19 protein-coding genes are annotated in these 20740 nt (G+C 59.1%); 17 read left to right on the top strand and 2 right to left on the bottom strand.

Annotated elements, in window-relative coordinates:
- Positions 1-140 precede the first annotated feature (140 nt).
- A complete protein-coding gene (gene norR / locus AC07XF_RS17270) occupies positions 141-1691 on the bottom strand; it encodes a nitric oxide reductase transcriptional regulator NorR (protein WP_495027390.1) in 1551 nt (516 codons plus the stop codon).
- A 156-nt stretch (positions 1692-1847) separates the two neighbouring features.
- Here norR and hmpA point away from each other — a divergent pair, with 156 nt between their 5' ends.
- The 7 genes from hmpA to cyoE all read left to right on the top strand — a co-directional run bounded on the left by hmpA (position 1848) and on the right by cyoE (position 9490).
- Entirely contained in the window at positions 1848-3029 is a 1182-nt protein-coding gene (hmpA, locus tag AC07XF_RS17265; RefSeq protein WP_495027389.1) for an NO-inducible flavohemoprotein, read from the top strand.
- A 271-nt stretch (positions 3030-3300) separates the two neighbouring features.
- A complete protein-coding gene (locus AC07XF_RS17260; RefSeq protein ID WP_495027388.1) occupies positions 3301-3810 on the top strand; it encodes a disulfide bond formation protein B in 510 nt (169 codons plus the stop codon).
- 839 nt (positions 3811-4649) lie between these two features.
- Positions 4650-5585: a ubiquinol oxidase subunit II gene (gene cyoA / locus AC07XF_RS17255; protein WP_204929259.1), complete on the top strand. Its 936-nt coding sequence runs from the start codon at positions 4650-4652 to the stop codon at positions 5583-5585.
- A gap of 3 nt (positions 5586-5588) precedes the next feature.
- Positions 5589-7619, top strand: coding sequence for a cytochrome o ubiquinol oxidase subunit I (cyoB, locus tag AC07XF_RS17250; protein WP_429488388.1), 2031 nt, complete (start codon positions 5589-5591; stop codon positions 7617-7619).
- Between the two features lie 3 nt (positions 7620-7622).
- Complete coding sequence (locus AC07XF_RS17245) at positions 7623-8249, top strand: cytochrome o ubiquinol oxidase subunit III (protein ID WP_007986828.1); 627 nt, start codon at positions 7623-7625, stop codon at positions 8247-8249.
- Positions 8250-8591 carry a cytochrome o ubiquinol oxidase subunit IV gene (gene cyoD / locus AC07XF_RS17240; protein ID WP_495027387.1) on the top strand — a complete coding sequence of 114 codons (342 nt, stop codon included), beginning with the start codon at positions 8250-8252 and terminating at the stop codon, positions 8589-8591.
- Between the two features lie 11 nt (positions 8592-8602).
- Positions 8603-9490 carry a heme o synthase gene (cyoE, locus tag AC07XF_RS17235; protein ID WP_223548944.1) on the top strand — a complete coding sequence of 296 codons (888 nt, stop codon included), beginning with the start codon at positions 8603-8605 and terminating at the stop codon, positions 9488-9490.
- A gap of 221 nt (positions 9491-9711) precedes the next feature.
- Here cyoE and AC07XF_RS17230 read toward each other — a convergent pair whose 3' ends face one another.
- Positions 9712-11130: an aminotransferase-like domain-containing protein gene (locus tag AC07XF_RS17230; protein WP_495027386.1), complete on the bottom strand. Its 1419-nt coding sequence runs from the start codon at positions 11128-11130 to the stop codon at positions 9712-9714.
- A gap of 148 nt (positions 11131-11278) precedes the next feature.
- Here AC07XF_RS17230 and AC07XF_RS17225 point away from each other — a divergent pair, with 148 nt between their 5' ends.
- The 10 genes from AC07XF_RS17225 to AC07XF_RS17180 all read left to right on the top strand — a co-directional run bounded on the left by AC07XF_RS17225 (position 11279) and on the right by AC07XF_RS17180 (position 20648).
- Positions 11279-12379, top strand: coding sequence for an MFS transporter (locus AC07XF_RS17225; protein ID WP_495027385.1), 1101 nt, complete (start codon positions 11279-11281; stop codon positions 12377-12379).
- A gap of 43 nt (positions 12380-12422) precedes the next feature.
- The gene (locus AC07XF_RS17220; protein ID WP_495027384.1) at positions 12423-13703 is read left to right on the top strand and encodes an ATP-grasp domain-containing protein; all 1281 of its coding nucleotides are present in this window, start codon (positions 12423-12425) and stop codon (positions 13701-13703) included.
- Between the two features lie 49 nt (positions 13704-13752).
- The gene (locus tag AC07XF_RS17215) at positions 13753-14247 is read left to right on the top strand and encodes a RidA family protein (protein WP_007986839.1); all 495 of its coding nucleotides are present in this window, start codon (positions 13753-13755) and stop codon (positions 14245-14247) included.
- Between the two features lie 84 nt (positions 14248-14331).
- Entirely contained in the window at positions 14332-14817 is a 486-nt protein-coding gene (locus tag AC07XF_RS17210; RefSeq protein WP_495027383.1) for a cupin domain-containing protein, read from the top strand.
- 287 nt (positions 14818-15104) lie between these two features.
- Positions 15105-15749, top strand: a complete 645-nt coding sequence (gene yfcF, locus AC07XF_RS17205; RefSeq protein ID WP_495027382.1) for a glutathione transferase — start codon at positions 15105-15107, stop codon at positions 15747-15749.
- A 32-nt stretch (positions 15750-15781) separates the two neighbouring features.
- Positions 15782-17122, top strand: a complete 1341-nt coding sequence (locus tag AC07XF_RS17200; protein ID WP_495027381.1) for a KamA family radical SAM protein — start codon at positions 15782-15784, stop codon at positions 17120-17122.
- A gap of 31 nt (positions 17123-17153) precedes the next feature.
- Positions 17154-18026: a branched-chain amino acid aminotransferase gene (locus AC07XF_RS17195; protein WP_495027380.1), complete on the top strand. Its 873-nt coding sequence runs from the start codon at positions 17154-17156 to the stop codon at positions 18024-18026.
- 21 nt (positions 18027-18047) lie between these two features.
- Complete coding sequence (locus AC07XF_RS17190) at positions 18048-18806, top strand: TauD/TfdA family dioxygenase (RefSeq protein ID WP_495027379.1); 759 nt, start codon at positions 18048-18050, stop codon at positions 18804-18806.
- 67 nt (positions 18807-18873) lie between these two features.
- Positions 18874-19833, top strand: a complete 960-nt coding sequence (locus AC07XF_RS17185) for a diiron oxygenase (RefSeq protein ID WP_495027378.1) — start codon at positions 18874-18876, stop codon at positions 19831-19833.
- A 14-nt stretch (positions 19834-19847) separates the two neighbouring features.
- Positions 19848-20648 carry an N-acyl homoserine lactonase family protein gene (locus AC07XF_RS17180; protein WP_495027377.1) on the top strand — a complete coding sequence of 267 codons (801 nt, stop codon included), beginning with the start codon at positions 19848-19850 and terminating at the stop codon, positions 20646-20648.
- Positions 20649-20740 lie beyond the last annotated feature (92 nt).

Below are 20740 nucleotides of genomic sequence, written 5' to 3'. Positions count from 1 at the left end.
GGGAGCTTGCTCCCGCTGGAGTGCGAAGCGCTCCCCAGCATTCCTTCAACCATATCTCGGCTGCAGGTTGTACGACTGCTTCGCAGCCGAGCGGGAGCAAGCTCCCTCGCCACAGAAAACCCTTTTGCCAAATGTGCTGATTATTTCATCCCCAACCGCTTGGCCATCCGCCCCAGATTCGCCCGATCCAAGCCTAGCTCACGCGCCGCACTTGCCCAGTTGTTGTTATGCCGTTCCAGGCAGGCGCCGATCAGTTGGCGTTGATAACGCTCCGTGGCCTCGCGCAAATCTCCCGTCACCACTTCTGTCGCGACGACTGCGGGTTGCTCCACGACGGATTCAGCGCTGGCGTTGGGCAGATCCAGATCAGCCGCGCTCAGGCTGAGAATCTTCGGCCGTTCCTTGCAGTTGCCCAGGGCCTTCAAGGCGCTGCGGCCGATCAAGTGTTCAAGCTCGCGTACATTGCCGGGCCAGTCGTAGGCTAATAGCGCGGCCTGAGCGTCGCTATTGAGGCGCAGGCTGTTGAGGCCCATGCGCGAGCGGTTCTGCTCCAGGAAGTAACCGCTGAGCAGCAACACATCACGTCCGCGATCGCGCAAGGCCGGGACCAATAAAGGATAAACACTGAGGCGGTGGTAGAAATCGGCGCGGTAGCGGCCACTGCGCACTTCTTCGGCGAGGTCGCGGTTGGTCGCCGCGATCAGGCGCACGTCGACCTGATGCTCCTTGTCCGAACCCAGTCGCTGCAATTGACCGCTCTGCAAAACCCGCAGCAACTTGGCCTGCACCGTCAACGACAACTCGCCGACCTCATCGAGGAACAGCGTGCCGCCATTGGCCAGTTCGAACTTGCCGCGGCGGTCGTTCATCGCCCCGGTGAAGGCGCCGCGAACATGACCGAATAACTCGCTTTCCACCAATGTGTCGGGCAATGCGGCGCAGTTGAGGCTGATGATCGGTTTGTCGGCGCGGGGCGAAGCAGCGTGGATGGCTTGGGCCACCAACTCCTTGCCGACCCCGGTTTCGCCGGTGATCAACACGGTCAGGTCACTGCCGCCCACCAGATTGATTTCTTCCACCAGCCTTTTATGGGTCTTGCTTTGGCCAATCAGCTCGCGGTGCTGCTGGCCGCTGGCCTGACGGTACACTTCGGCGCGCTGATGTTCGTCCTCGACGCGATTGTTCAACCGCTCGATGCGCTCGGCGGCGTTGACGGTGGCGGCGGCGAGGCTGGCGAAGGCTTGCAGGGCATCCAGTTCGATCGGTTCGAAGCGCTCCGGATCGAGGGCGTCGAGGGTCAGCAGCCCCCATGGACGCTCGTCGATGAACAACGGGCAACCCATGCAGTCGTGGACTTCCAGATGATCATCCAGGCCATCGACCAGGCCGTCATATGGGTCGGGCAAGTCGCAATCGGCAGCGAAACGGGTCGGGCCGGGGCTGCTGAGCAGCGCTTCGAAACGCGGGTGCTCGCTGACCTTGAAGCGTCGGCCGAGGGTGTCGGTGCTCAAGCCGTTGACGGCCAGCGGCACCAGCCATTCGCCATCGAGGCGCAGCAGGGCGGCGGCGTCACACGGGAGCAGGGCGCGCATGGCTTCCAGCAGGCGTCGATAACGCTCGCCTTCGGGCAGTTCGCGGGACAGGTCGGAGACCAGGGGCAGCAAAGCGGTGAGCAGGGGTTTTGCAGTCATAGTGACTCCATGTAGTCGTTATGACTATAAATCAGGCAGTGTCTAAATGACTATATTCTTGTTAAATTATTGATTTGTAACGATTAAATAATTGGCATGGAAACTGATAAGCATAGGGCAACCCGTTAGCAATCCAAGAAGACCAGGAGTCACCTTATGCTGAGTGTTCAAGACCGTGCCATCGTTAAATCCACCGTGCCGCTGCTCGAAAGCGGTGGTGAAGCGCTGATCACGCACTTCTACCGCATGATGCTCTCCGAATACCCGGAAGTCCGCCCGCTGTTCAACCAGGCCCACCAAGCCAGCGGTGACCAGCCGCGTGCCCTGGCCAACGGCGTATTGATGTACGCGCGCCATATCGACCAACTCGACCAGTTGGGCGACCTGGTGGCCAAAATCATCAACAAGCACGTGGCCCTGCAGATCCTTCCGGAACATTACCCGATTGTCGGCACCTGCCTGCTGCGGGCCATCGCCGAAGTGTTGGGCGAAGAGATCGCCACGCCTGAAGTGATCGCCGCCTGGGGCGCGGCCTACGGGCAGCTGGCTGACATCCTGATCGGTGCCGAAGCCAGCGTCTACGACCAAAAAGAACAGGCCCACGGCGGCTGGCGCGGGGCGCGGGAATTCATTCTGGTGGATAAGGTCGAGGAGAGCGCCGAGATCACTTCGTTCTACTTCGAACCCGCCGACAAAGGCCCGATCCTGGCGGCAGAACCTGGCCAGTACATCGGCATGAAACTGATCCTCGACGGTGAAGAGATTCGCCGTAACTACTCGCTGTCGGCGCTGGCGAACAAAGGCCAGTACCGCATCAGCGTCAAGCGTGAAGCCGGTGGCCGCGCTTCCAACTACCTGCATGACCAGATGCATGTCGGAGCCAGCATCCAGTTGTTCCCGCCATCGGGCGAGTTCATCCTGACCGCCAGCGACAAACCGCTGGTGCTGATCAGCGGCGGTGTTGGCATCACGCCAACCCTGGCGATGCTCGAAGCGGCACTGGAAACCCGGCGGCCGGTGCATTTCATCCACTGCGCGCGCAACGGCAGCGTTCACGCGTTCCGCGACTGGATCGATGGCCTTGCCGAGCGTCATCCGCAGCTCAAGCGCTTTTATTGCTACTCCGAGGACGACGGCGTGAGCCCGGCGGCGCACAAGTTCGGTTTGTTGAGCCAACAGCAGTTGCATGCATGGCTGCCGGAGCAGCGTGACCTGGATGTTTACTTCCTGGGGCCGAAAGGTTTCATGGCGTCCATCAAGCGTCACCTCAAGGCACTGGGCGTGCCGGAGAAGCAAAGCCGCTACGAGTTCTTCGGGCCGGCAGCGGCGCTGGAGTAAGCGGTTGCGGCGACTCGGGGGACCGAGTCGTCTGCTTCGCGAGCAAGCCCGCTCCCACATTTGATCTGTGAGCGACACGGACCAATGTGGGAGCGGGCTTGCCCGCGAATGCCGCACTGCGGTCCTGAATTGAAAAAAACGCTCGAAAGTTAATCCCTTCTTAACCGCCTTATCGTCTATTCCCCCGAATCCCCCTGACATGCTCCAGACTCTCAAAGGTCCGGACCAGCGTGTAGACTGGCGGGCAATCGAAATTTTCAAGGGAAACGCGATGAGCGAGGAAACCATGCGGTTGGGGCGTGAACGGCGCTATCTGGTGTTGCTGGGCATCATTTGCCTGGCGCTGATCGGCGGCGCGCTGTACATGCAAGTTGTTCTGGGCGAGGCACCTTGCCCGCTGTGCATCCTGCAACGTTACGCGTTGCTGCTGATCGCGATCTTTGCCTTCATTGGCGCCGCCATGCGCACCCGTCGCAGCATCACGGTGTTTGAAACCCTGGTGGTGATCTGCGCACTGGCAGGCGTCGGCGTTGCCGGGCATCACGTCTATACGCAGTTCTATCCGGCAGTCAGCTGCGGCATCGATGTGTTGCAACCGATTGTCGATGGTCTGCCACTGGCGAAGATTTTCCCGTTGGGCTTCCAGGTCGATGGTTTCTGCTCCACGCCGTATCCGCCGATCCTCGGTCTGTCGCTGGCGCAGTGGGCGCTGGTTGCCTTCGTGCTGATCGTGGTGCTGGTGCCGTTGCTGACTTCGCGTAACCGCAAAGCGCTGCGCTGAGATCCTCTGTCGACACGCATTGTCGGACAAAAAAATGCCCCGGTCCTCGATGAGAGGTCCGGGGCATTTTTGTCTTGAAGAGCGCATTTCGGAGGCCGGGTAAATAGTCCGTGATGTGCGGCAGCCAAGGGTGCGACACATGTGCGACATGTTGTCACAGAGCGCGTGTCGCAGGGCATTCGCCGGAGACGGATTGGCGCGTGGATGCGTAACGAAATTGGTCAATATTCAGCGTGGCCGATATTCGCCGGATCGAGCTGAAGCAGGCAGTTTTAACAGGCCCTGGCGAATTGCCAGAACCCTTGTCATATCGGGGTTTGGGCGAAGTCGATAGCGACGTGCAAGCCTTCGATACTGTCTGAACTGCGGGTGGAAGACCTACTTATTGTGGTGTTTTTGTTGAGAATCAATTTCGATAAGATGCGCCACTTTTGCGGAATTGGTTAATGATTGTTGCCGCATCGGATAAAAATTATTTCGGGATGAGACATGGTTTATGAAACGTTACATAACTACAATCGCCCGCACTGAATACCCGGCACTGCTCAATCCTTAACCAGGAGCCAGGCAGAAAGGGGGTCGAGAGGTCCAGTGGCTTCATGCGACGCCCTGGTGTCGGAGCCTCCAACTACCCGCACCAAATGGAATTGGTCTGTAACAAGGCCTTTGACCACGAATTCGAATAAGAACTCAACGCAGGCCCAGGATTTGTCGAAACGCGTCTGACGCACGACGGGCATGCCCTTATTCAATCCAAGAAAAATGCCAACCCTTGGCAGGGTGAAGTGTTGGCGATCAAAACCCAACTGCATTGCGCAAGCTGCTTTAGAGGTCGTGAGATGAGTAAAAACAGGTACCCCAGACTACTAGGCTTATTGCCGCTGATCGGCACGTTGTTGCTGTCAGGCTGCAACATGACCTTGCTCAATCCCAAGGGCCAGGTTGGTCTGGACGAGCGAAACCTGATCATCACCGCAACGCTGCTGATGCTGTTGGTCGTGGTTCCGGTCATCATCATGACCTTCCTGTTCGCCTGGAAATACCGCGCGTCCAACACCAACGCCACCTACACCCCGAAATGGAACCACTCCACCAAGATCGAGATCGCGGTGTGGGCTGTTCCAGTACTGATCATCATTGCCCTGGGTTATGTCACCTACAAGTCGACCCACGCCCTTGACCCGTACAAGCCGCTGGAATCGGACGTGAAGCCTGTGACCATCGAAGTGGTCGCGCTGGACTGGAAGTGGCTGTTCATCTACCCGGAACAAGGCATCGCCACGGTCAACAAGATCGTGTTCCCGGCGCACACCCCGGTCAACTTCAAGATCACTTCCGACGCCGTGATGAACTCGTTCTTCATCCCTGCTCTGGGTGGCCAGATCTACGCGATGGCGGGCATGCAGACCAAGCTGCACCTGATCGCCAACGAAAACGCTGAAATGGACGGTATTTCCGCCAACTACAGCGGCGCTGGTTTCACCGGTATGAAATTCAAAGCGATCGCAACTACTCAGGAAGATTTCGACGCCTGGGTAAGTGAAGTCAAAAAGGCACCTAAACAGCTTGAACAAGCTGAATACGCAGCCCTTTCCAAGCCAAGCCAGAACAACCCAGTCGAGCTCTACTCCTCGGTGACGCCGAACCTGTTCCAGACCATCGTCGACAAGTACGAAGGCATGAAACCGGGTCCTAAGGTGCACCACGAGAAGAAAGAGAAAGAAGTGGCCGCTACGGACATGAACTCGCATTCAGCTGCCGGGGCAGAGGAGTAAACGATGTTTGGTAAATTAAGTTGGGAAGCGATCCCGTTCCACGAGCCGATTGTCATGGTGACCATCTCCATGATCGCGCTCGGTGGTCTGGCGTTGTTCGCTGCAATCACCTACTTCAAGAAGTGGACCTACCTGTGGACCGAGTGGCTGACGTCGGTCGACCACAAGAAAATCGGCGTGATGTACATCGTCGTCGCCATGGTCATGCTGCTGCGCGGCTTTGCCGACGCCATCATGATGCGTACCCAGTTGGCCATGGCCACCGAGGGTTCGCCTGGCTACCTGCCACCTGAACACTATGACCAGATCTTCACCGCCCACGGTGTGATCATGATCATCTTCATGGCGATGCCATTCTTCACCGGCCTGATGAACCTTGCAGTGCCGCTGCAGATCGGCGCGCGTGACGTTGCCTACCCGTTCCTGAACTCCCTGAGCTTCTGGCTGCTGGTTTCCGGCGTAGTGTTGATCAACCTGTCCCTGGGCGTCGGCGAATTCGCCAAGACCGGCTGGGTTGCCTATCCGCCGCTGTCGGGCCTGCAATACAGCCCTGGCGTGGGGATGGATTACTACATCTGGGCGCTACAGCTATCCGGGCTAGGTACGACACTGACGGGGGTCAACTTCCTGGCCACCGTGCTGAAAATGCGTACCCCTGGCATGAAGCTGATGGACATGCCGATCTTCACCTGGACTTGCACCTGGGCCAACGTCCTGATCGTGGCTTCGTTCCCGATCCTGACCGCTACCCTGGCACTGCTGACGCTTGACCGTTACATGGATTTCCACATTTTCACCAATGAACTTGGTGGCAATCCGATGATGTACGTCAACCTGTTCTGGGCTTGGGGTCACCCCGAGGTTTACATCCTGATTCTGCCGGCGTTCGGTATCTTCTCCGAGGTCATCTCGACGTTCACCGGCAAGAAACTGTTCGGCCACCACTCGATGGTCTACGCATCGGGCGCGATCTCGATCCTGGGCTTCATGGTTTGGCTGCACCACTTCTTCACCATGGGTTCGGGTGCCAGCGTCAACGCCTTCTTCGGTCTGGCGACGATGCTGATTTCCATCCCGACGGGTGTGAAGCTATTCAACTGGCTGTTCACTATCTACCAGGGCCGTCTGCGCTTCACCAGCCAGGTTCTGTGGACCCTGGGCTTCATGGTGACCTTCGCCATTGGCGGCATGACCGGCGTATTGCTGGCCATCCCGGGTGCCGACTTCGTTCTGCACAACAGCCTGTTCGTGATCGCGCACTTCCATAACGTGATCATCGGCGGTGCGGTATTCGGTTACATCGCCGGTTTCGGTTTCTACTTCCCTAAAGCGTTCGGCTTCAAGCTGCACGAAGGTTGGGGCAAGGCAGCATTCTGGTTCTGGATCTCCGGCTTCTTCGTCGCGTTCATGCCGCTCTACGCTCTGGGCTTCATGGGCATGACCCGTCGTCTGAACGCAACTACCAACCCTGAGTGGGTGCCGTACCTGTACGTCGCCATGTTCGGCGCGGTGATGATCGCTGTCGGTATCGCTTGCCAGCTGATCCAGCTCTACGTCAGCGTGCGTGACCGCAACAAGCCGGAAAACATGTGCGAACACGGCGACCCGTGGAATGCACACACCCTGGAATGGTCGACCTCGTCGCCACCACCGTTCTACAACTTCGCTGTTCTGCCAAAAGCCGACGTGGTCGATCCGTTCACCGAAGCCAAGGAAAACGGCACCGCATACAAGGCTCCGGCCAAGTACGAACCGATCCACATGCCAAACAACACCGCGACCGGTGTGGTCATGGGCGCACTGTTGACCGTGTTCGGTTTCGCGATGATCTGGCACATCTGGTGGCTGGCAATCGCTGGTCTGGCCGGCACCGTGATCTACTTCGTGATCCACGCGGCCCGTGATGATCAAGGCTACTACGTGCCGGTCGACGTGATCGAGCGCATCGAAGCCGAGCAGCACAAGCGTCTGGTAGCGGCCGGGAAAGTCCCAGCCACCGCCACCCGTGTTGAAACCTCGTTGGAACAGGCTTAAACCATGTCGAACTTAGTGACCAATGCTGGACACACCCATGTCGATGGACATGGGCATGATGACCATCACCACGACTCGGGCGAGATGACCGTATTCGGTTTCTGGCTCTACCTGATGACCGACTGCATTCTGTTTGCGTCGATCTTCGCAGCGTACGCGGTACTGGTTAACAACGTAGCGGGTGGCCCGTCGGGCCACGACATCTTCGAGCTGCCATACGTGCTGGGCGAAACCGCTCTGCTGTTGTTCAGTTCGATCACCTACGGCTTCGCCATGCTGGCGTTCTTCCGTGGCAACAAGAAGCAGGTCCTGGGCTGGCTGGCCCTGACCTTCCTGTTCGGTGCCGGCTTCATCGGCATGGAGATCAACGAGTTCCACATGTTGATCTCCGAAGGCTACGGCCCTAGCCGCAGCGGCTTCCTGTCCGGGTTCTTCACCCTGGTCGGCACCCACGGTCTGCACGTGACCAGCGGTCTGATCTGGATGGCGATCATGATGTATCAGGTGCAGAAAAACGGCCTGACGGCGACCAACAAAACCCGTCTGAGCTGCCTGAGCCTGTTCTGGCACTTCCTGGACGTGGTGTGGATCTGCGTATTCACCGTTGTTTATCTGATGGGGACTATGTAAATGGCTAACGCAGCTCATTCCCACAATGGCCACGACGACGCCGGTCACGGCAGCGTCAAGTCCTACGTTATTGGCTTCGTCCTGTCGGTGATCCTGACCCTGATTCCGTTCGGTCTGGTGATGTACCCGTCGCTGCCGAAGTCGATCACTCTGTTGATCGTCCTGGCGTTCGCGGTCATCCAGGTGCTGGTGCACCTGGTGTACTTCCTCCACCTGGACCGTTCGGCCGCGCAGCGTAACAACGTGATTGCGTTTGTCTTTGCCGCGATCGTGATTGTCCTGCTGGTTGGCTTGTCGCTGTGGATCATGTTCAGCATCCACACGTTCATGATGGCGAAGTGAGGTAGATCCGCATGTCCCTTAAGCACTTTATCCAAATCACCAAACCGGGGATCATTTTCGGTAACGTGCTTTCTGTGGCAGGCGGATTTTTCCTGGCCTCCAAAGGGCATGTCGATCTGGCCATCTTCTTGGCCGCCATGATCGGCACGTCCCTGGTGGTTGCCTCCGGTTGCGTGTTCAACAACTGCATCGACCGCGACATCGACCTGAAGATGGAACGCACCAAGAACCGGGTGCTGGTCCAGGGCTTGATCTCCCTGAAACTGGCCCTGGCTTATGCGACCGTCCTGGGTGTCGCCGGCGTTGCGCTGTTGTACAAGGTGGCCAACCCGTTGGCCGCGCTGTTCGCAGTCATCGGCTTCGTGATCTACGTCGGCTTCTACAGCCTGTACCTCAAGCGCAAGTCGGTTCACGGCACGCTGGTGGGCAGTCTGTCGGGCGCCATGCCGCCGGTGATTGGCTATGTCGCAGTGAGCAACACTTTCGACATGGCCGCACTGACCCTGCTGGTGATGTTCAGCCTGTGGCAGATGCCGCATTCCTACGCCATCGCGATCTTCCGCTTCAACGATTACCTGGCTGCATCGATTCCGGTGCTGCCAGTGAAGCGCGGGATCCAGGTGGCCAAGAAGCACATCCTGATCTACATCCTGGCCTTCCTCGTGGCGACCTTGATGCTGACCTTCAGCGGTTACGCCGGCATGAGCTACCTCGCCGTCGCCGCGGCCATGGGCATGTACTGGCTGTACATGGCCTGGACCGGCTACAAGGCAGTGGATGACACGGTCTGGGCACGCAAGCTGTTCGTGTTCTCGATCTTCACCATTACCGCGTTGAGCGTGATGATGTCCCTGGACTTCAAAGTGCCGAGCGAGTTGCTGCTGACGTACGCGCCTTAAGCGTCGGATGCTGAATTGAAAAGCCCCGCCTTCGAGAGAAGAGCGGGGCTTTTTGTTGGTGTTTTCAAATGAATCGAGTTGCCACCAGTTTTATGTACGACGCTGACCTCCTGTGGGAGCGGGCTTGCTCGCGAAGGCGGTGTGTCGTCAGGCAATATTGATGCTGGATTTGACGGCCTCTTCGCGAGCAAGCCCGCTCCCACAGGATTGAGGGCAGTCAATTACTTAAGTGGTTTGTCGAGCAAGCGGAAAAACCGCTCCCGCACCTGCAGGCTGTCGCTGTGCGCCACGTTGAAGCGCAGGAACTGACTGGCATTCGGGGCTTTGCTCAGCAAGGTGCCCGGCGCCAATACCATATTGTTCTCCAGCCCTTGGCGAGCCAGGTTCTCGGCATGCAACCCTTCCGGCAACCGCGCCCAGATAAACACGCCTTCGCCGGGCAACGAGGAAAGCGAACACCCGGCTTCCGCCAACCAACTGGCCACGCGGCTGTTGGATTCATACAAGCGGTCCACCGTGCGCCGCGCATGTTTGGCATAGCTGCCGTCGCTGAGCATGGTGCAGGTGATCTGCTCTGCCAGTTCCGAGGTCACGCCTCCGCAGGCCATTTTCAGCGCGACCATGCGTGCCGCCAATTGCGGTGACAGCACGGTGTAGCTGACGCGGCTGTTGGCGGTCAGGGTCTTGGAGAAGCCGGAGACGTAACTCACGTTGTCCAGCCCGCTCGCCGCCAGGCGCGGGGTGCGGCGTTGCTGGATGTCGCAGTACAAATCGTCTTCGACAATGTGGAAGCCATGGCGGTGGCTCAATTCCAGCAAGCGGTAAACCTGGGCCGGGGTGAACGAGTGGCCGGTGGGGTTATGCAGCGTGCTGTTGGTCATGTACAGCACGGGTTTGTGGGCGATCAGCAGTTGCTCGAACGCGTCGAGGTCCATGCCGTCGCAATCCCGGGCGATGGTGATGACCCTGGCCCCGTGCAACGCCAGGTTGGCGTGCATGTTGAAGTAACAGGGGTCGTCGAGCAGCACGGTGTCGCCGGGTTTGACCAGCAGGCGCATCAGCAGGTCAATGGCCTGCATGGTGTTGGCGGTGGTGATGATCTGGTCCACCGGCGCTTCGATGCCGAAGGTCGCCAGCTTGACCCGCAAAGCCTGGCGCAATGGCAAGTAACCGCCTGCCACACCGTACTCGCCCATGCGCAACGACGTCGCTCGCAGGGTGCCGCGCACGGCTTTCTGCAATTCTTCGGCGGGCAGCCATGAGGTCGGCAGAAACCCGCAACCGGGACGCAACGCGCCGTTGTCCAGCAACAGGGCGCGGCGCACCACGCTGAGGGTGTCCTGGGGTTGCAGGTCCGGGCCGACGCCGCTTTGCAGTGCAGCGCTGGAGCGATGCACGTAATGCCCGGAGCCTTGGCGCGACACCACCAGACCTTTGGCCCGCAAGCGGTCCAGGGCATCGACCACGGTGGATTTGCCCACGTTCATCAAGTCGGAGAGTTCACGAATCGGCGGCAGTTTGGCGCCGTGGGGCAGGCCGCCCGTGCTGATGGCCTGGGTCAGTTGATCGACGATCTGCTGCACCAGCGGCACGCCGGGCTGGAATTCAATAGCGGCAATGACTGCACGTTGAACCTGCATTTTACTGGTCTCTCCGGCAGTAAAGTTCGTTGGATTCTATACGAACTTGCTCTGATCAGGACAAGCCTCTCTCTCTACCATGCCCTTACAGACTTTTCTGAATGTCGGCCTTTGTTGGCGGGCGTTCATCCGGTTCTTGAGGTGCTGCATGAGTGTCGAAACAACGGTCGCGGTGGCCAAACCGGTCATTAACCTGCGGTTATTCACGATCCGGATCATCACTGCTGTATCGCTGTTCGCGGTGCTGGGCAAGGCCAACGTCTGGCTCGACACTGCCACCAACAGCATTCTGGCCCTCGGATATCGCGCCTTGTTGCTGCTGTTGCCTCTGACTTTACTGGTGCTTGGCCGTCGCTCCCTGAGCGTCACGCTGCTGTGTGCCGGGCTCGGCCTGGTATTGCTGGCACTGACCAGCAATCAAGGCATGGTGATGTTTGCTGCCGCACTGTTTGCCTATGGCATTGCCATTGCCGGTTACCTGATCAAGAGCGAAGCGGCCCAGACCAAAGAGGGCGCGGCCTATAACCGCGTCGCGATGAACATGGGCAGTTTGGTGGCCGGTTTGATCCTGCTGTCGCCACTGCTCACCCCGACCATGTTTTTCCTCGGCGCGGCAGCCTTCGTGTTGTTGTGCCTGCCGATCGCCCTCGGTGCGACCTTCACCAGCGAACCGGTGGTAGCCCGCCCGGCCAGTCAGGTCGGCAGCAACTGGGGCAACAAACTGCCGTGGGTGATCGCCGGGATCATCATGGGCATCAAGCTGTTCGGGGTGTTCTCGATCCTGCCGCAAGCGATTCTGCTCAAGACCGGCGAGCTGCCAGCCTGGTACGGCTTGATGCTGATCCTCAACAGCGCCGTGGTGGTGTTTGCCCAGGTGCCGGTGATGAAACTGATCGAGCGCACCGGGCGCTTCAAGGTCGTGGCGGTGATCGGGATCATCGTCGGCGGTTTTGCCGTGTTGTCTTCGCCAGCGGCGTTCCACGTCGAAACCCTCGCCGGTGCACTGATCTGGGTGGCGTTGCTGTCCATCGCCGAATGCGCGTTCAGCTATCTCGATTACTTCTCGGTCAAGCAGAACAACATGTTCGTCAAAGAAGTGTCCTTGGGCGTCGGGGCCGGGATGACAGTGTTGATCATGCGGATTGTGCCTGCGCCATACAACGCGCTGGTGCTGGCCGTTATCGGGGCCGGAGGGATCCTGGCCTGGTACTGGCTCAACCGTAAATCCAATGCGTCGTTGCATGACTGAGTCATCGCAGTTGCGATTTTCACTTTGCAAGTCGGGGGGCATCATGAATACGACTTCATGCGTAGTAGTGGTCGGTTACAACGGCAATCGGGTTCACGACATCCAGAAACTGCGCGAGCTGTGCAAGTCGCTCTACAACGCCAGGCTCATCCTGCTGGTCGAGAAAATTCAGCCCCATGACGACCAGGTGGCCGATCACGTTTGCAGCACTTCGCTGGCCGAAAAAGATGTGGCGGCGTCCCTTGAACTGGTGGCGGGGTGCCTGAATGCCGACAGCTGGAAGCTGATCGGTGTACTGCCGTTCTCCGATCGCGGCGTGCTGCTCGGTGCAGCGCTGGCCAGTCACTTCGGCCTGCCGGGCATTACCCCCGACGAGGCGCGGGCGGGGCTGGACAAGCAGATCTTTCGCCGGCTCGAAGCGGCGGCCAGCAGCTCACCCGAAGAGTATCGCCCGGTGTTTTCCGCGCGAGTCGAAAGCCTGCCGGAACTGCGCCAGCGGGTCGTCGAACTGGGCGGCAAGGCCTTCATCAAACCGGCCTGTGAAGGCGCCAGCCGAGGCTGTCGTGTCATCCATCACCCTTCGGAATGCGATGACGCCTGGCTCGCCCTGAAACCTTATCGCGAAGGCGGCATCGTCCTTGAGGCGCTGGTTCAGAACGCCCGCGAATACAGCTGGGACTGCGTGGCCGGCAGCACCTGGGTCACTGAAAAAACCACCACCGAAGGCGCCTACCGCGCAGAGATCCAGCAAGTCGTCCCCGCTCCGCTTCCGGCCGAGGTTCAAGCACGTTTGATGGCAGCCGGTCGGCATATGTCCGGCCTGGTGTCCCGGGACAATGGTGCCTGGCACAACGAAGTGTTCCTGCGCAGCGACAACCTGACCTCCGCCGTGGAAACCAACATGCGTCCCGGCGGCATGCACATCTGGGACCTGGCCAAACGAGCCTTCGTCAATTTCGATCCGTGGGAACGCTGGGTGCGCTGGGCGGTGGAGGGCACGACCGAACAGCATGAGCCAGTGGCTCGCGGCTACTGCGGCATTCGCCTGCTCAGGGCACCGGCCGGCGGCATCCTGCGTGCAACGCCTGACATCGAGGCCCTGGCCCGCGCACTGCGTATCGACCTGGTGGAAGGGCAGTACGCCAAACGTATCGGCGACTCGGTCAGCGCGTTGGTCAAAGACAATTTCTCATTCATCGGCCACATCGTGTTGTTCAACGAACACTACGGGCAACTGAGCAACGACCTGTTGCGCCTGGCCGAGGCGATTGAGTCCCGTATTGACGTCACTTGCCTGGCACCGGCCACCCGCGCCGTGTGTTGAACCCGCAAGGACCAGATTTTTTGCATTACTGATTAAGAGGGTTCGATCAATGATCCAGCACATGACCTGCGATGAACGCTTCATCGCCCTGGCCAAAGAGTTTGGCTATGACATTTACGGCGAAAACACCGCAGGCGGGCATTACGCGCCGCTGATCCGTCATCACGATGAGCTGTACATCAGCGGTCTGGTACCGCGCATGAACGGCAAGATCCATTACCCCGGCCGGGTCGGGCTGGACCTCAACATGGCCGATGCGCAAGCGGCGGCCAGCATCAGCGCGATGCGCGGCCTGGCGCTGATCGTTGATGCCATTGGTTCGCTGGACAAGATCAAGTCATTGATCCGGGTAACGGTCTATGTGAAGTCCACGGCGGACTTTGTCGATTTGAGCGAAGTGGCCAACGGCGCCTCGGATGTGTTCAGCCATGTGCTGGGCGATGCCGGTAAACATACACGCACCACGATAGGCGTGTATCAGTTACCCAAGAACGCCGCGATAGAAGTAGACATGATCGCCGCCTTGCGCCCATCGGTTTTATAAATTATTCCCCCGGCTTTACAGCGCTGAATCGTTAACTTAAGGTTCAGCGCTAAAGTATGGGGAATAAAAAGAAAGGACGTGCGAATGGATAACTTTCAAGGTGCGTTTTTTTCATATAAGGATTTTCGTCAGAGCCTGCATCATCGACCGCCAAGTCCCAAAGTGTGGAAAGGCACCGAACTAGCGGGTTTGCGTCAAACCCTTGAAGCCAGCGACGTTGATATTGTCGCGTTGGCTCACGACAAGAGCATTGAGGGCTGTGAAGTGACACCTGGGATGGCGATCGCCATGCAATGGCTGAACCCCGGCGTGACGCTCAATGGCCATGCCCATTCCTGGTGGCATCTGTTTGTCATCCAGTGCGGCAGCGGCGTGCTGACCCTCGGCGATGCCGATGAGGTCAACGTCAGCAGCGGCGATGTGCTGCTGGTGCCGGCCTGGACCCGGCATGGTTTCGTCAACACCAGCAAACACGAGCCTTTGGCGATGCTGAACATGAGCAACATGCCACAAATGGCACTGCTTTCGAACTTCGCCGACAGCCATGGCCTGATCACCACCCAGCCCTAATTTCCCTGCCAGCGCTTTTCGTAGGAGCCGACTTGCCGGCGATAGCGACCTTGAGATCGCCATCGCCGGCAAGCCGGCTCCTACGTTTTTTGTATCCGTTGAAACCCGCTCCCGAGCCCGCCGTTCTTGCACCCGCCAGACGCTTTTTCCCTGCGTGTTTGCCCGCGTAAACAAACTTTCTGTATCGATTGAAACGGGCAAATTCTGTATCTATTCAGCCTTCATTCAACTAACTACGATCACTTCAAATGCACGTTAATCCCTGCAGTTGGTGAATGGAGTGTTCTATGGAAAACAGGAAGCTAAAACTGTACATCGGCGCTGATTATGTCAGCGCTTTTGCAATGTCGGCTTTTGTCGCGCTCAAGGAAAAGCAACTTTCATTTGAACTGGTTACGGTTGATCTGAAAGCTCGCGACAACTATCTGGCGAGTTATCGTGATCTTTCGCTGACATGCAAAGTTCCAACGTTGGTTCACGAAGGTTTTGCCTTGTCGGAATCGTCGGCGATTGCCGAATACCTCGATGAACTCTCCCCGGGGCATAAAAAACTTTATCCGCAGGACTTCCAGCAGCGCGCCCGTGCCCGTCAATTGCAGGCCTGGTTGCGCAGTGACTTGCTGGTGGTGCGCAAGGAGCGCCCGTTTGACCTGGTCTACTTCGGTAAAAAAGATGCGCCCCTGAGCGCCGATGCCCAAGCCGCCGTCGAGCGCTTGTTCTTCGTTGCCGAGCATTTACTGGAGGAGGGCGCCGAGCATCTGTTCGGTGACTGGAGCATTGCCGACACCGACCTGGCAATCATGCTCAACCGACTGGTTGCCAACGGCGATCCGGTGCCGGCCCGGCTTGCGGCGTATGTGCGTCGCCAGTGGGACCGCGACAGCGTCCGGGCGTGGATGGACATAGAGCGCAAAGCGCCGGCCATCGCGTAACAACTCTCAGGGCAATCACCAGGAGCGCGGCCATGCAAGGACTGTCGGAGCACGAACGCTACAAACCCTATAACTCACGCACCATTCGCGACACACCTTACTGGCACAAGCTATCGCCGGCGTTGCAGGAGGCCATGACCGTCGTGGCCCGGGTCATGCCGTTTCGTACCAACGAATACGTGTTGGGCACGCTGATCGATTGGAACAACATTCCGGACGATCCGATTTTCCGCATGACCTTTCCCCACAAAGACATGTTGCTGACGGAGGAGTATGCCTCGCTCAAACACTTGATCGAACAGGATGACAGTGCGGCGATCAAGCGTCGGATCGAGGCGATCTGGCTGCGCATGAATCCTCATCCGGCCGGGCAGTTGACGCACAACGTTGCCACCCTCAACGGAAAAGTCCTGTCGGGCATCCAGCACAAGTACCGCGAAACCGTGCTGTTTTTCCCCGGCGCCGGTCAGACCTGTCACGCCTACTGCACCTTCTGTTTCCGCTGGGCGCAGTTTATTGGTGAGGAAGAGCTCAAGTTCAACGCCCGTGAATCCCAGGAACTGGTGAGTTACCTGAGGGTGCACAGCGAAGTGACCGACGTGCTGATTACCGGCGGCGACCCGATGATCATGAACACCCGCTCGCTGGCCGGTTACATCGAGCCGCTGCTGGATTTGCCACACCTGAAGAGCATCCGCATCGGCACCAAGTCCGTGGCGTACTGGCCGCAGCGTTTTGTCAGCGACAAGGATGCGCCCGAGCTGCTGGAACTGTTCCGGCGCATCGTCGCGGCGGGAAAAAATCTGTCGATCATGGGCCATTACAACCACCCGGTGGAGATCCGCCAGGCCATCGCCCGTCAGGCCATCGAGCGCATCCGCTCGACGGGTGCGACGCTGCGCATGCAGGCGCCGGTGATCCGTCACATCAACGAAAATCCCGCCGATTGGGCCGCGCTGTGGACCGAAGGCGTGCGGCTCGGGGCCGTGCCTTATTACATGTTCGTCGAGCGTGACACCGGCCCCAGTCACTACTTCGCGATGCCGCTGGCCCGGGCCTTCGAGATCTTCCAGGCCGCGTACCGCACGGTGTCCGGGCTGGCGCGCACAGTGCGCGGGCCGTCCATGAGCACCTTCTACGGCAAGGTCTTGATCAACGGCATCGAGACCGTCGCCGGGGAAAAGGTTTTCGTCTTGCAGTTCCTCCAGGCGCGCAATCCGTTATGGGTGTTGCGCACGTTCTATGCGCGCTTTGATCCGCAGGTGACCTGGTTCGACGACTTGCAGCCGGCATTCGGCGAGCGTTTGTTCTTCTTTCAGGCCGAGCTCGCCGCCGAGTTGGAATTGATACCTGTGTTGCTGGAAACGGCGTAGGAAAAATCATCAGAAATGGGGAGATATGGAAATGAGCAGTATCCCGTTTGATCAACGCGAGGGCGTTATCTGGCTCGACGGCGAGTTCGTCGAGTGGTCCCGGGCGCAGTTGCATGTGTTGACCCATGGCCTGCATTACGCGAGCACGGTGTATGAAGGTGAGCGGGTCTACAACGGCAAGATTTTCAAGCTGCGCGAGCACAGCGAGCGGTTGTATCGCTCGGCGCAAATGATGGACTTTGCCATCCCCTATGAGCTGACTGAACTGGAAGCGGCCAGCCATGAACTGCTGCAGCGCAATGGGGTCGTTGACGGTTATCTGCGACCGGTGGCCTGGCGCGGCAGTGAAATGATTTCCACCTCGGCGCGTTTCAATCGTGTGCATGTGGCCATCGCTTGCTGGCAGTGGCCGAGCTATTTCGACCCGGCGGCGCGCATGGCCGGCATCCGCTTGAAAACCGCGAGCTGGCGCCGCCCGCCACCGAGCAGCAGCCCGTTCGAAGCCAAGGCATCCGGGCATTACCAGATCGCCACGCTGAGCAAGCACGATGCCGAGAACACGGGTTACCACGATGCGCTGATGCTCGACTGGCGCGGCCATGTCGCCGAGGCCACCAGCGCCAACGTGTTCTTTGTCAAAGGCCGGACTCTGCACACGCCGCTGCCGGATTGTTTTCTCAACGGCATTACCCGGCAAACCGTCATAGAGCTGGCCAAGGCGCTGGACTACCAGGTCGTCGAGCGCACGATTTTGCCTTCGGAGCTTGGCGACTTCGACGAGTGTTTTCTCACCGGCACCGCCGCCGAAATCACCCCGGTGCAGAGCATCGATGAGCAGCGCTACCGACCGGGCGATGCCTGCCGCGACTTCATTGCCGCCTACACCTCAACCGTAAACGCCTGATCACCCGCCAGGAATCTCACCATGTCAGATCAAGGGATTGTTGCGTCTCAACCTTACATTTCGCTCGGCCATCGTCATGAAGAGCTGTCGACATTGGGCTGGACGGTGCTGACCCCGGACGAATTTGCCGATGATGTCGTAGGCACCTTGCATGAGTTCGGTCCGATCATTCCGCAGTTCAACGGCCAGATGGCCTTTGCCATTACCCGCAAGCCAGGTTACGAAGACTTGCCGTATTCCCAGAGCATGAACGGCATCGGCCCCCACACTGAAGCGCCAGTGTACGGGCCACCGCCGCGCTACCTGGCGTTGCATTGCCATAAACAGGCGACGTGCGGCGGCGGGCACACCGGCCTGGTAGACGGCTATGAATTTCTGCGCTTCCTTGAACGCAGCGAACCGCAGCTGCGCGCATGGCTCGATGACACGCCGGTAGAGTTTGTCGCCACCGCCAAACCGGGCGAACCGGGACAACGGCGGGTCAAGGAGTACATCCTGACGCCTACGGAGGACGGGGATATTTTCCGCTTCAGCTACAACCAGTTTCACTACGGCGATGTGAATCCGTCCAAGGAAGCCCTGCAGCAATCCCGGGTCGCTAACAGCACCTCGCCACTGGCCAGGTTTGCCGTGCTCGGCGAAGCGTATTTCGTCGAGCACAACATTCCGGTGCTGATTCCCGACGGATGCCTGCTGATTTGGGATAACTGGCGAATGATCCACGCCCGCAGTCGTTACACTGACCCGGCGCGCCACCTGACCCGCTATTGGCTGGCCTGATTTTTCCGTCGCCCTTCATTCTTTTGGCGTACCCCCTGACGGGTACGCGTCTTACAGGTATCGCGTCATGCAAACAGCAATCGAGATCGCCCAGGTCGATCATCAACTGATCGTGCGGCTCAACCAGGCCTGGACCCGGCGCGCCAGCGTTTGTTCGCCGGACAAGGCCCAGGTCAATGAAGCGTTCGATCCGGCGCGCCCGGATTACCCGGAGTGCATGGTGCCGTTTTTCCATCACCCGACATTCCAGGCCTTGAGCGACGAGCTCAAAAGCAGCGTGGTGACCTGGGGCTGGATCGGCTACAACCTGCGCACCGTCACCGCTGAAGAGCACATTGTCAATCCGGCCCTCAGCGTCATTGCCAATCAGTACCTGGGCAAGGACGACTGGCATTTTCGCGAGGCCATGCAACAGACCCTGATCGACGAGCATTTCCACACGCTGATGCACCTGCGCGCCATCGAGCGGACCAGACTGGAGCGGGCACTGGATCAGGATCTGGATCTGCCGCCGTCCGTCACTTACCTGCGCCTGAAGGCCTTGCACGCAGAACTGCCCGAGCAATGGCAGCGGGATCTGGCGGCGATCACTTTTGCGGTGGTGGCCGAGATCAGCGTCAATGCTTATCTGGACTTGCTGGCAGACGACCAGACCATCCAGCCGCAGAACCGCCGGGTGGCCGAGTTGCACAACCGCGACGAATACGCTCACAGCAAGGTGCTGGCTGAAGTGGCGAAGGTCATGTACGCGAACATGCAGCCGATCCAGCGGGAGTTTTTCGCACGCAACCTGTCGGTGGCGCTGAGTGCTTTTATCGCCCAGGACTACTCGATGTGGGAAGCGATTCTGACGCAACTCGGGGTCGAGGATGCGGCGCTGATCATTGCCGACACCCGCGAAAGCAACAAGAACGCGACCATCATGCGCGACTACAGTGGCCTGCATAAGTTGGCACAGGACCTGGGCATCAGCGAGCAGATCGATTTCGACTTCCGTCCGACCCTCAAAACCACGGCGGCAGCCTGAACCTGGAGGTGTCTATGTCCGTTCCCGTGTACGAAGTGTTCGCTATCCGTGTCGGAGCCAATGCCCAGCGCACCGCCAGGGAGAATTTTCTCTACGACGCCTGTTGCGGTGATCCGAATGCGCCGATGCCACTGGATTACTACTTCTGGGTCATCCGCAACGAGCAGCAGGTGATCGTGGTCGACACCTGTTTCCAACCGGCCACGGCGCAGCGGCGCAATCGCCAGATGTATCGCCTGCCGGAGGAATCCCTGCGGCAACTGGACATCGATCCGGCACAGGTCGAACACCTGATCCTGACCCATTTGCATTGGGATCATGCCGGCAACCTCGGGCTGTTTCCGAAGGCGACCGTGCATTTGCAGGAAGCGGAACTGCGTTTTTGCACCGGGCCGAAAATGTCCCATCGCACGGTGAACAAAACCTACGAAGTCGAGGACGTGATGTCGGCGCTGCCGCCGCTGTTCGAAGGGCGGATGCGTTTGCACAGCGGCACGGTCGAGGTGTTGCCAGGTGTGACCCTGCACCCCGTGGGCGGACACACACCGGGCAGCCAGGTGGTGCGGGTGAACACCGGGCGCGGCTGGATTGTGCTGGCCTCGGATGCCGCGCACCTGTGGGTCAACATTCGTGAGCGCAGTCCGTTCCCGATTCTCGATGACCTGGCGCAAACCCTCGAAGCCTTCACCGAGATCGACCGCCTAGCTGATGGCGAAGACCACGTCATCCCCGGTCACGACCCGCTGATCGCCGAGTGTTTCCCGCACTGGAATGACGACCCACATATCATTTGCCTGCATCAAAACCCGATCTGACGATCACCCCAAAACCTGTGGGAGCGGGCTTGAACTGGTCAAGTAATCCCGGACACCGATTACGGTGTTTATGCCGCTTTTTGCTCCATGGC

The sequence above is a fragment of the Pseudomonas sp. GW821-FHT01C01 genome, assembly GCF_059422645.1.
The sequence above is the reverse complement of the archived record's forward strand: the minus strand, read 5'-3'. Positions and strand labels throughout refer to the sequence as shown.

Bases quoted from the DNA above. Each gene is read 5' to 3' on its own strand.
- cyoB (WP_429488388.1), top strand. From the start codon at position 5,589: ATGTTTGGTAAATTAAGTTGGGAAGCGATCCCGTTCCACGAGCCGATT.
- AC07XF_RS17180 (WP_495027377.1), top strand. From the start codon at position 19,848: ATGTCCGTTCCCGTGTACGAAGTGTTCGCTATCCGTGTCGGAGCCAAT.
- AC07XF_RS17210 (WP_495027383.1), top strand. From the start codon at position 14,332: ATGGATAACTTTCAAGGTGCGTTTTTTTCATATAAGGATTTTCGTCAG.
- AC07XF_RS17200 (WP_495027381.1), top strand. From the start codon at position 15,782: ATGCAAGGACTGTCGGAGCACGAACGCTACAAACCCTATAACTCACGC.
- AC07XF_RS17245 (WP_007986828.1), top strand. From the start codon at position 7,623: ATGTCGAACTTAGTGACCAATGCTGGACACACCCATGTCGATGGACAT.
- AC07XF_RS17190 (WP_495027379.1), top strand. From the start codon at position 18,048: ATGTCAGATCAAGGGATTGTTGCGTCTCAACCTTACATTTCGCTCGGC.
- AC07XF_RS17230 (WP_495027386.1), bottom strand. From the start codon at position 11,130: ATGCAGGTTCAACGTGCAGTCATTGCCGCTATTGAATTCCAGCCCGGC.
- norR (WP_495027390.1), bottom strand. From the start codon at position 1,691: ATGACTGCAAAACCCCTGCTCACCGCTTTGCTGCCCCTGGTCTCCGAC.
- yfcF (WP_495027382.1), top strand. From the start codon at position 15,105: ATGGAAAACAGGAAGCTAAAACTGTACATCGGCGCTGATTATGTCAGC.
- AC07XF_RS17215 (WP_007986839.1), top strand. From the start codon at position 13,753: ATGATCCAGCACATGACCTGCGATGAACGCTTCATCGCCCTGGCCAAA.
- cyoD (WP_495027387.1), top strand. From the start codon at position 8,250: ATGGCTAACGCAGCTCATTCCCACAATGGCCACGACGACGCCGGTCAC.
- AC07XF_RS17195 (WP_495027380.1), top strand. From the start codon at position 17,154: ATGAGCAGTATCCCGTTTGATCAACGCGAGGGCGTTATCTGGCTCGAC.
- AC07XF_RS17220 (WP_495027384.1), top strand. From the start codon at position 12,423: ATGAATACGACTTCATGCGTAGTAGTGGTCGGTTACAACGGCAATCGG.
- AC07XF_RS17185 (WP_495027378.1), top strand. From the start codon at position 18,874: ATGCAAACAGCAATCGAGATCGCCCAGGTCGATCATCAACTGATCGTG.
- hmpA (WP_495027389.1), top strand. From the start codon at position 1,848: ATGCTGAGTGTTCAAGACCGTGCCATCGTTAAATCCACCGTGCCGCTG.
- cyoA (WP_204929259.1), top strand. From the start codon at position 4,650: ATGAGTAAAAACAGGTACCCCAGACTACTAGGCTTATTGCCGCTGATC.
- cyoE (WP_223548944.1), top strand. From the start codon at position 8,603: ATGTCCCTTAAGCACTTTATCCAAATCACCAAACCGGGGATCATTTTC.
- AC07XF_RS17260 (WP_495027388.1), top strand. From the start codon at position 3,301: ATGAGCGAGGAAACCATGCGGTTGGGGCGTGAACGGCGCTATCTGGTG.
- AC07XF_RS17225 (WP_495027385.1), top strand. From the start codon at position 11,279: ATGAGTGTCGAAACAACGGTCGCGGTGGCCAAACCGGTCATTAACCTG.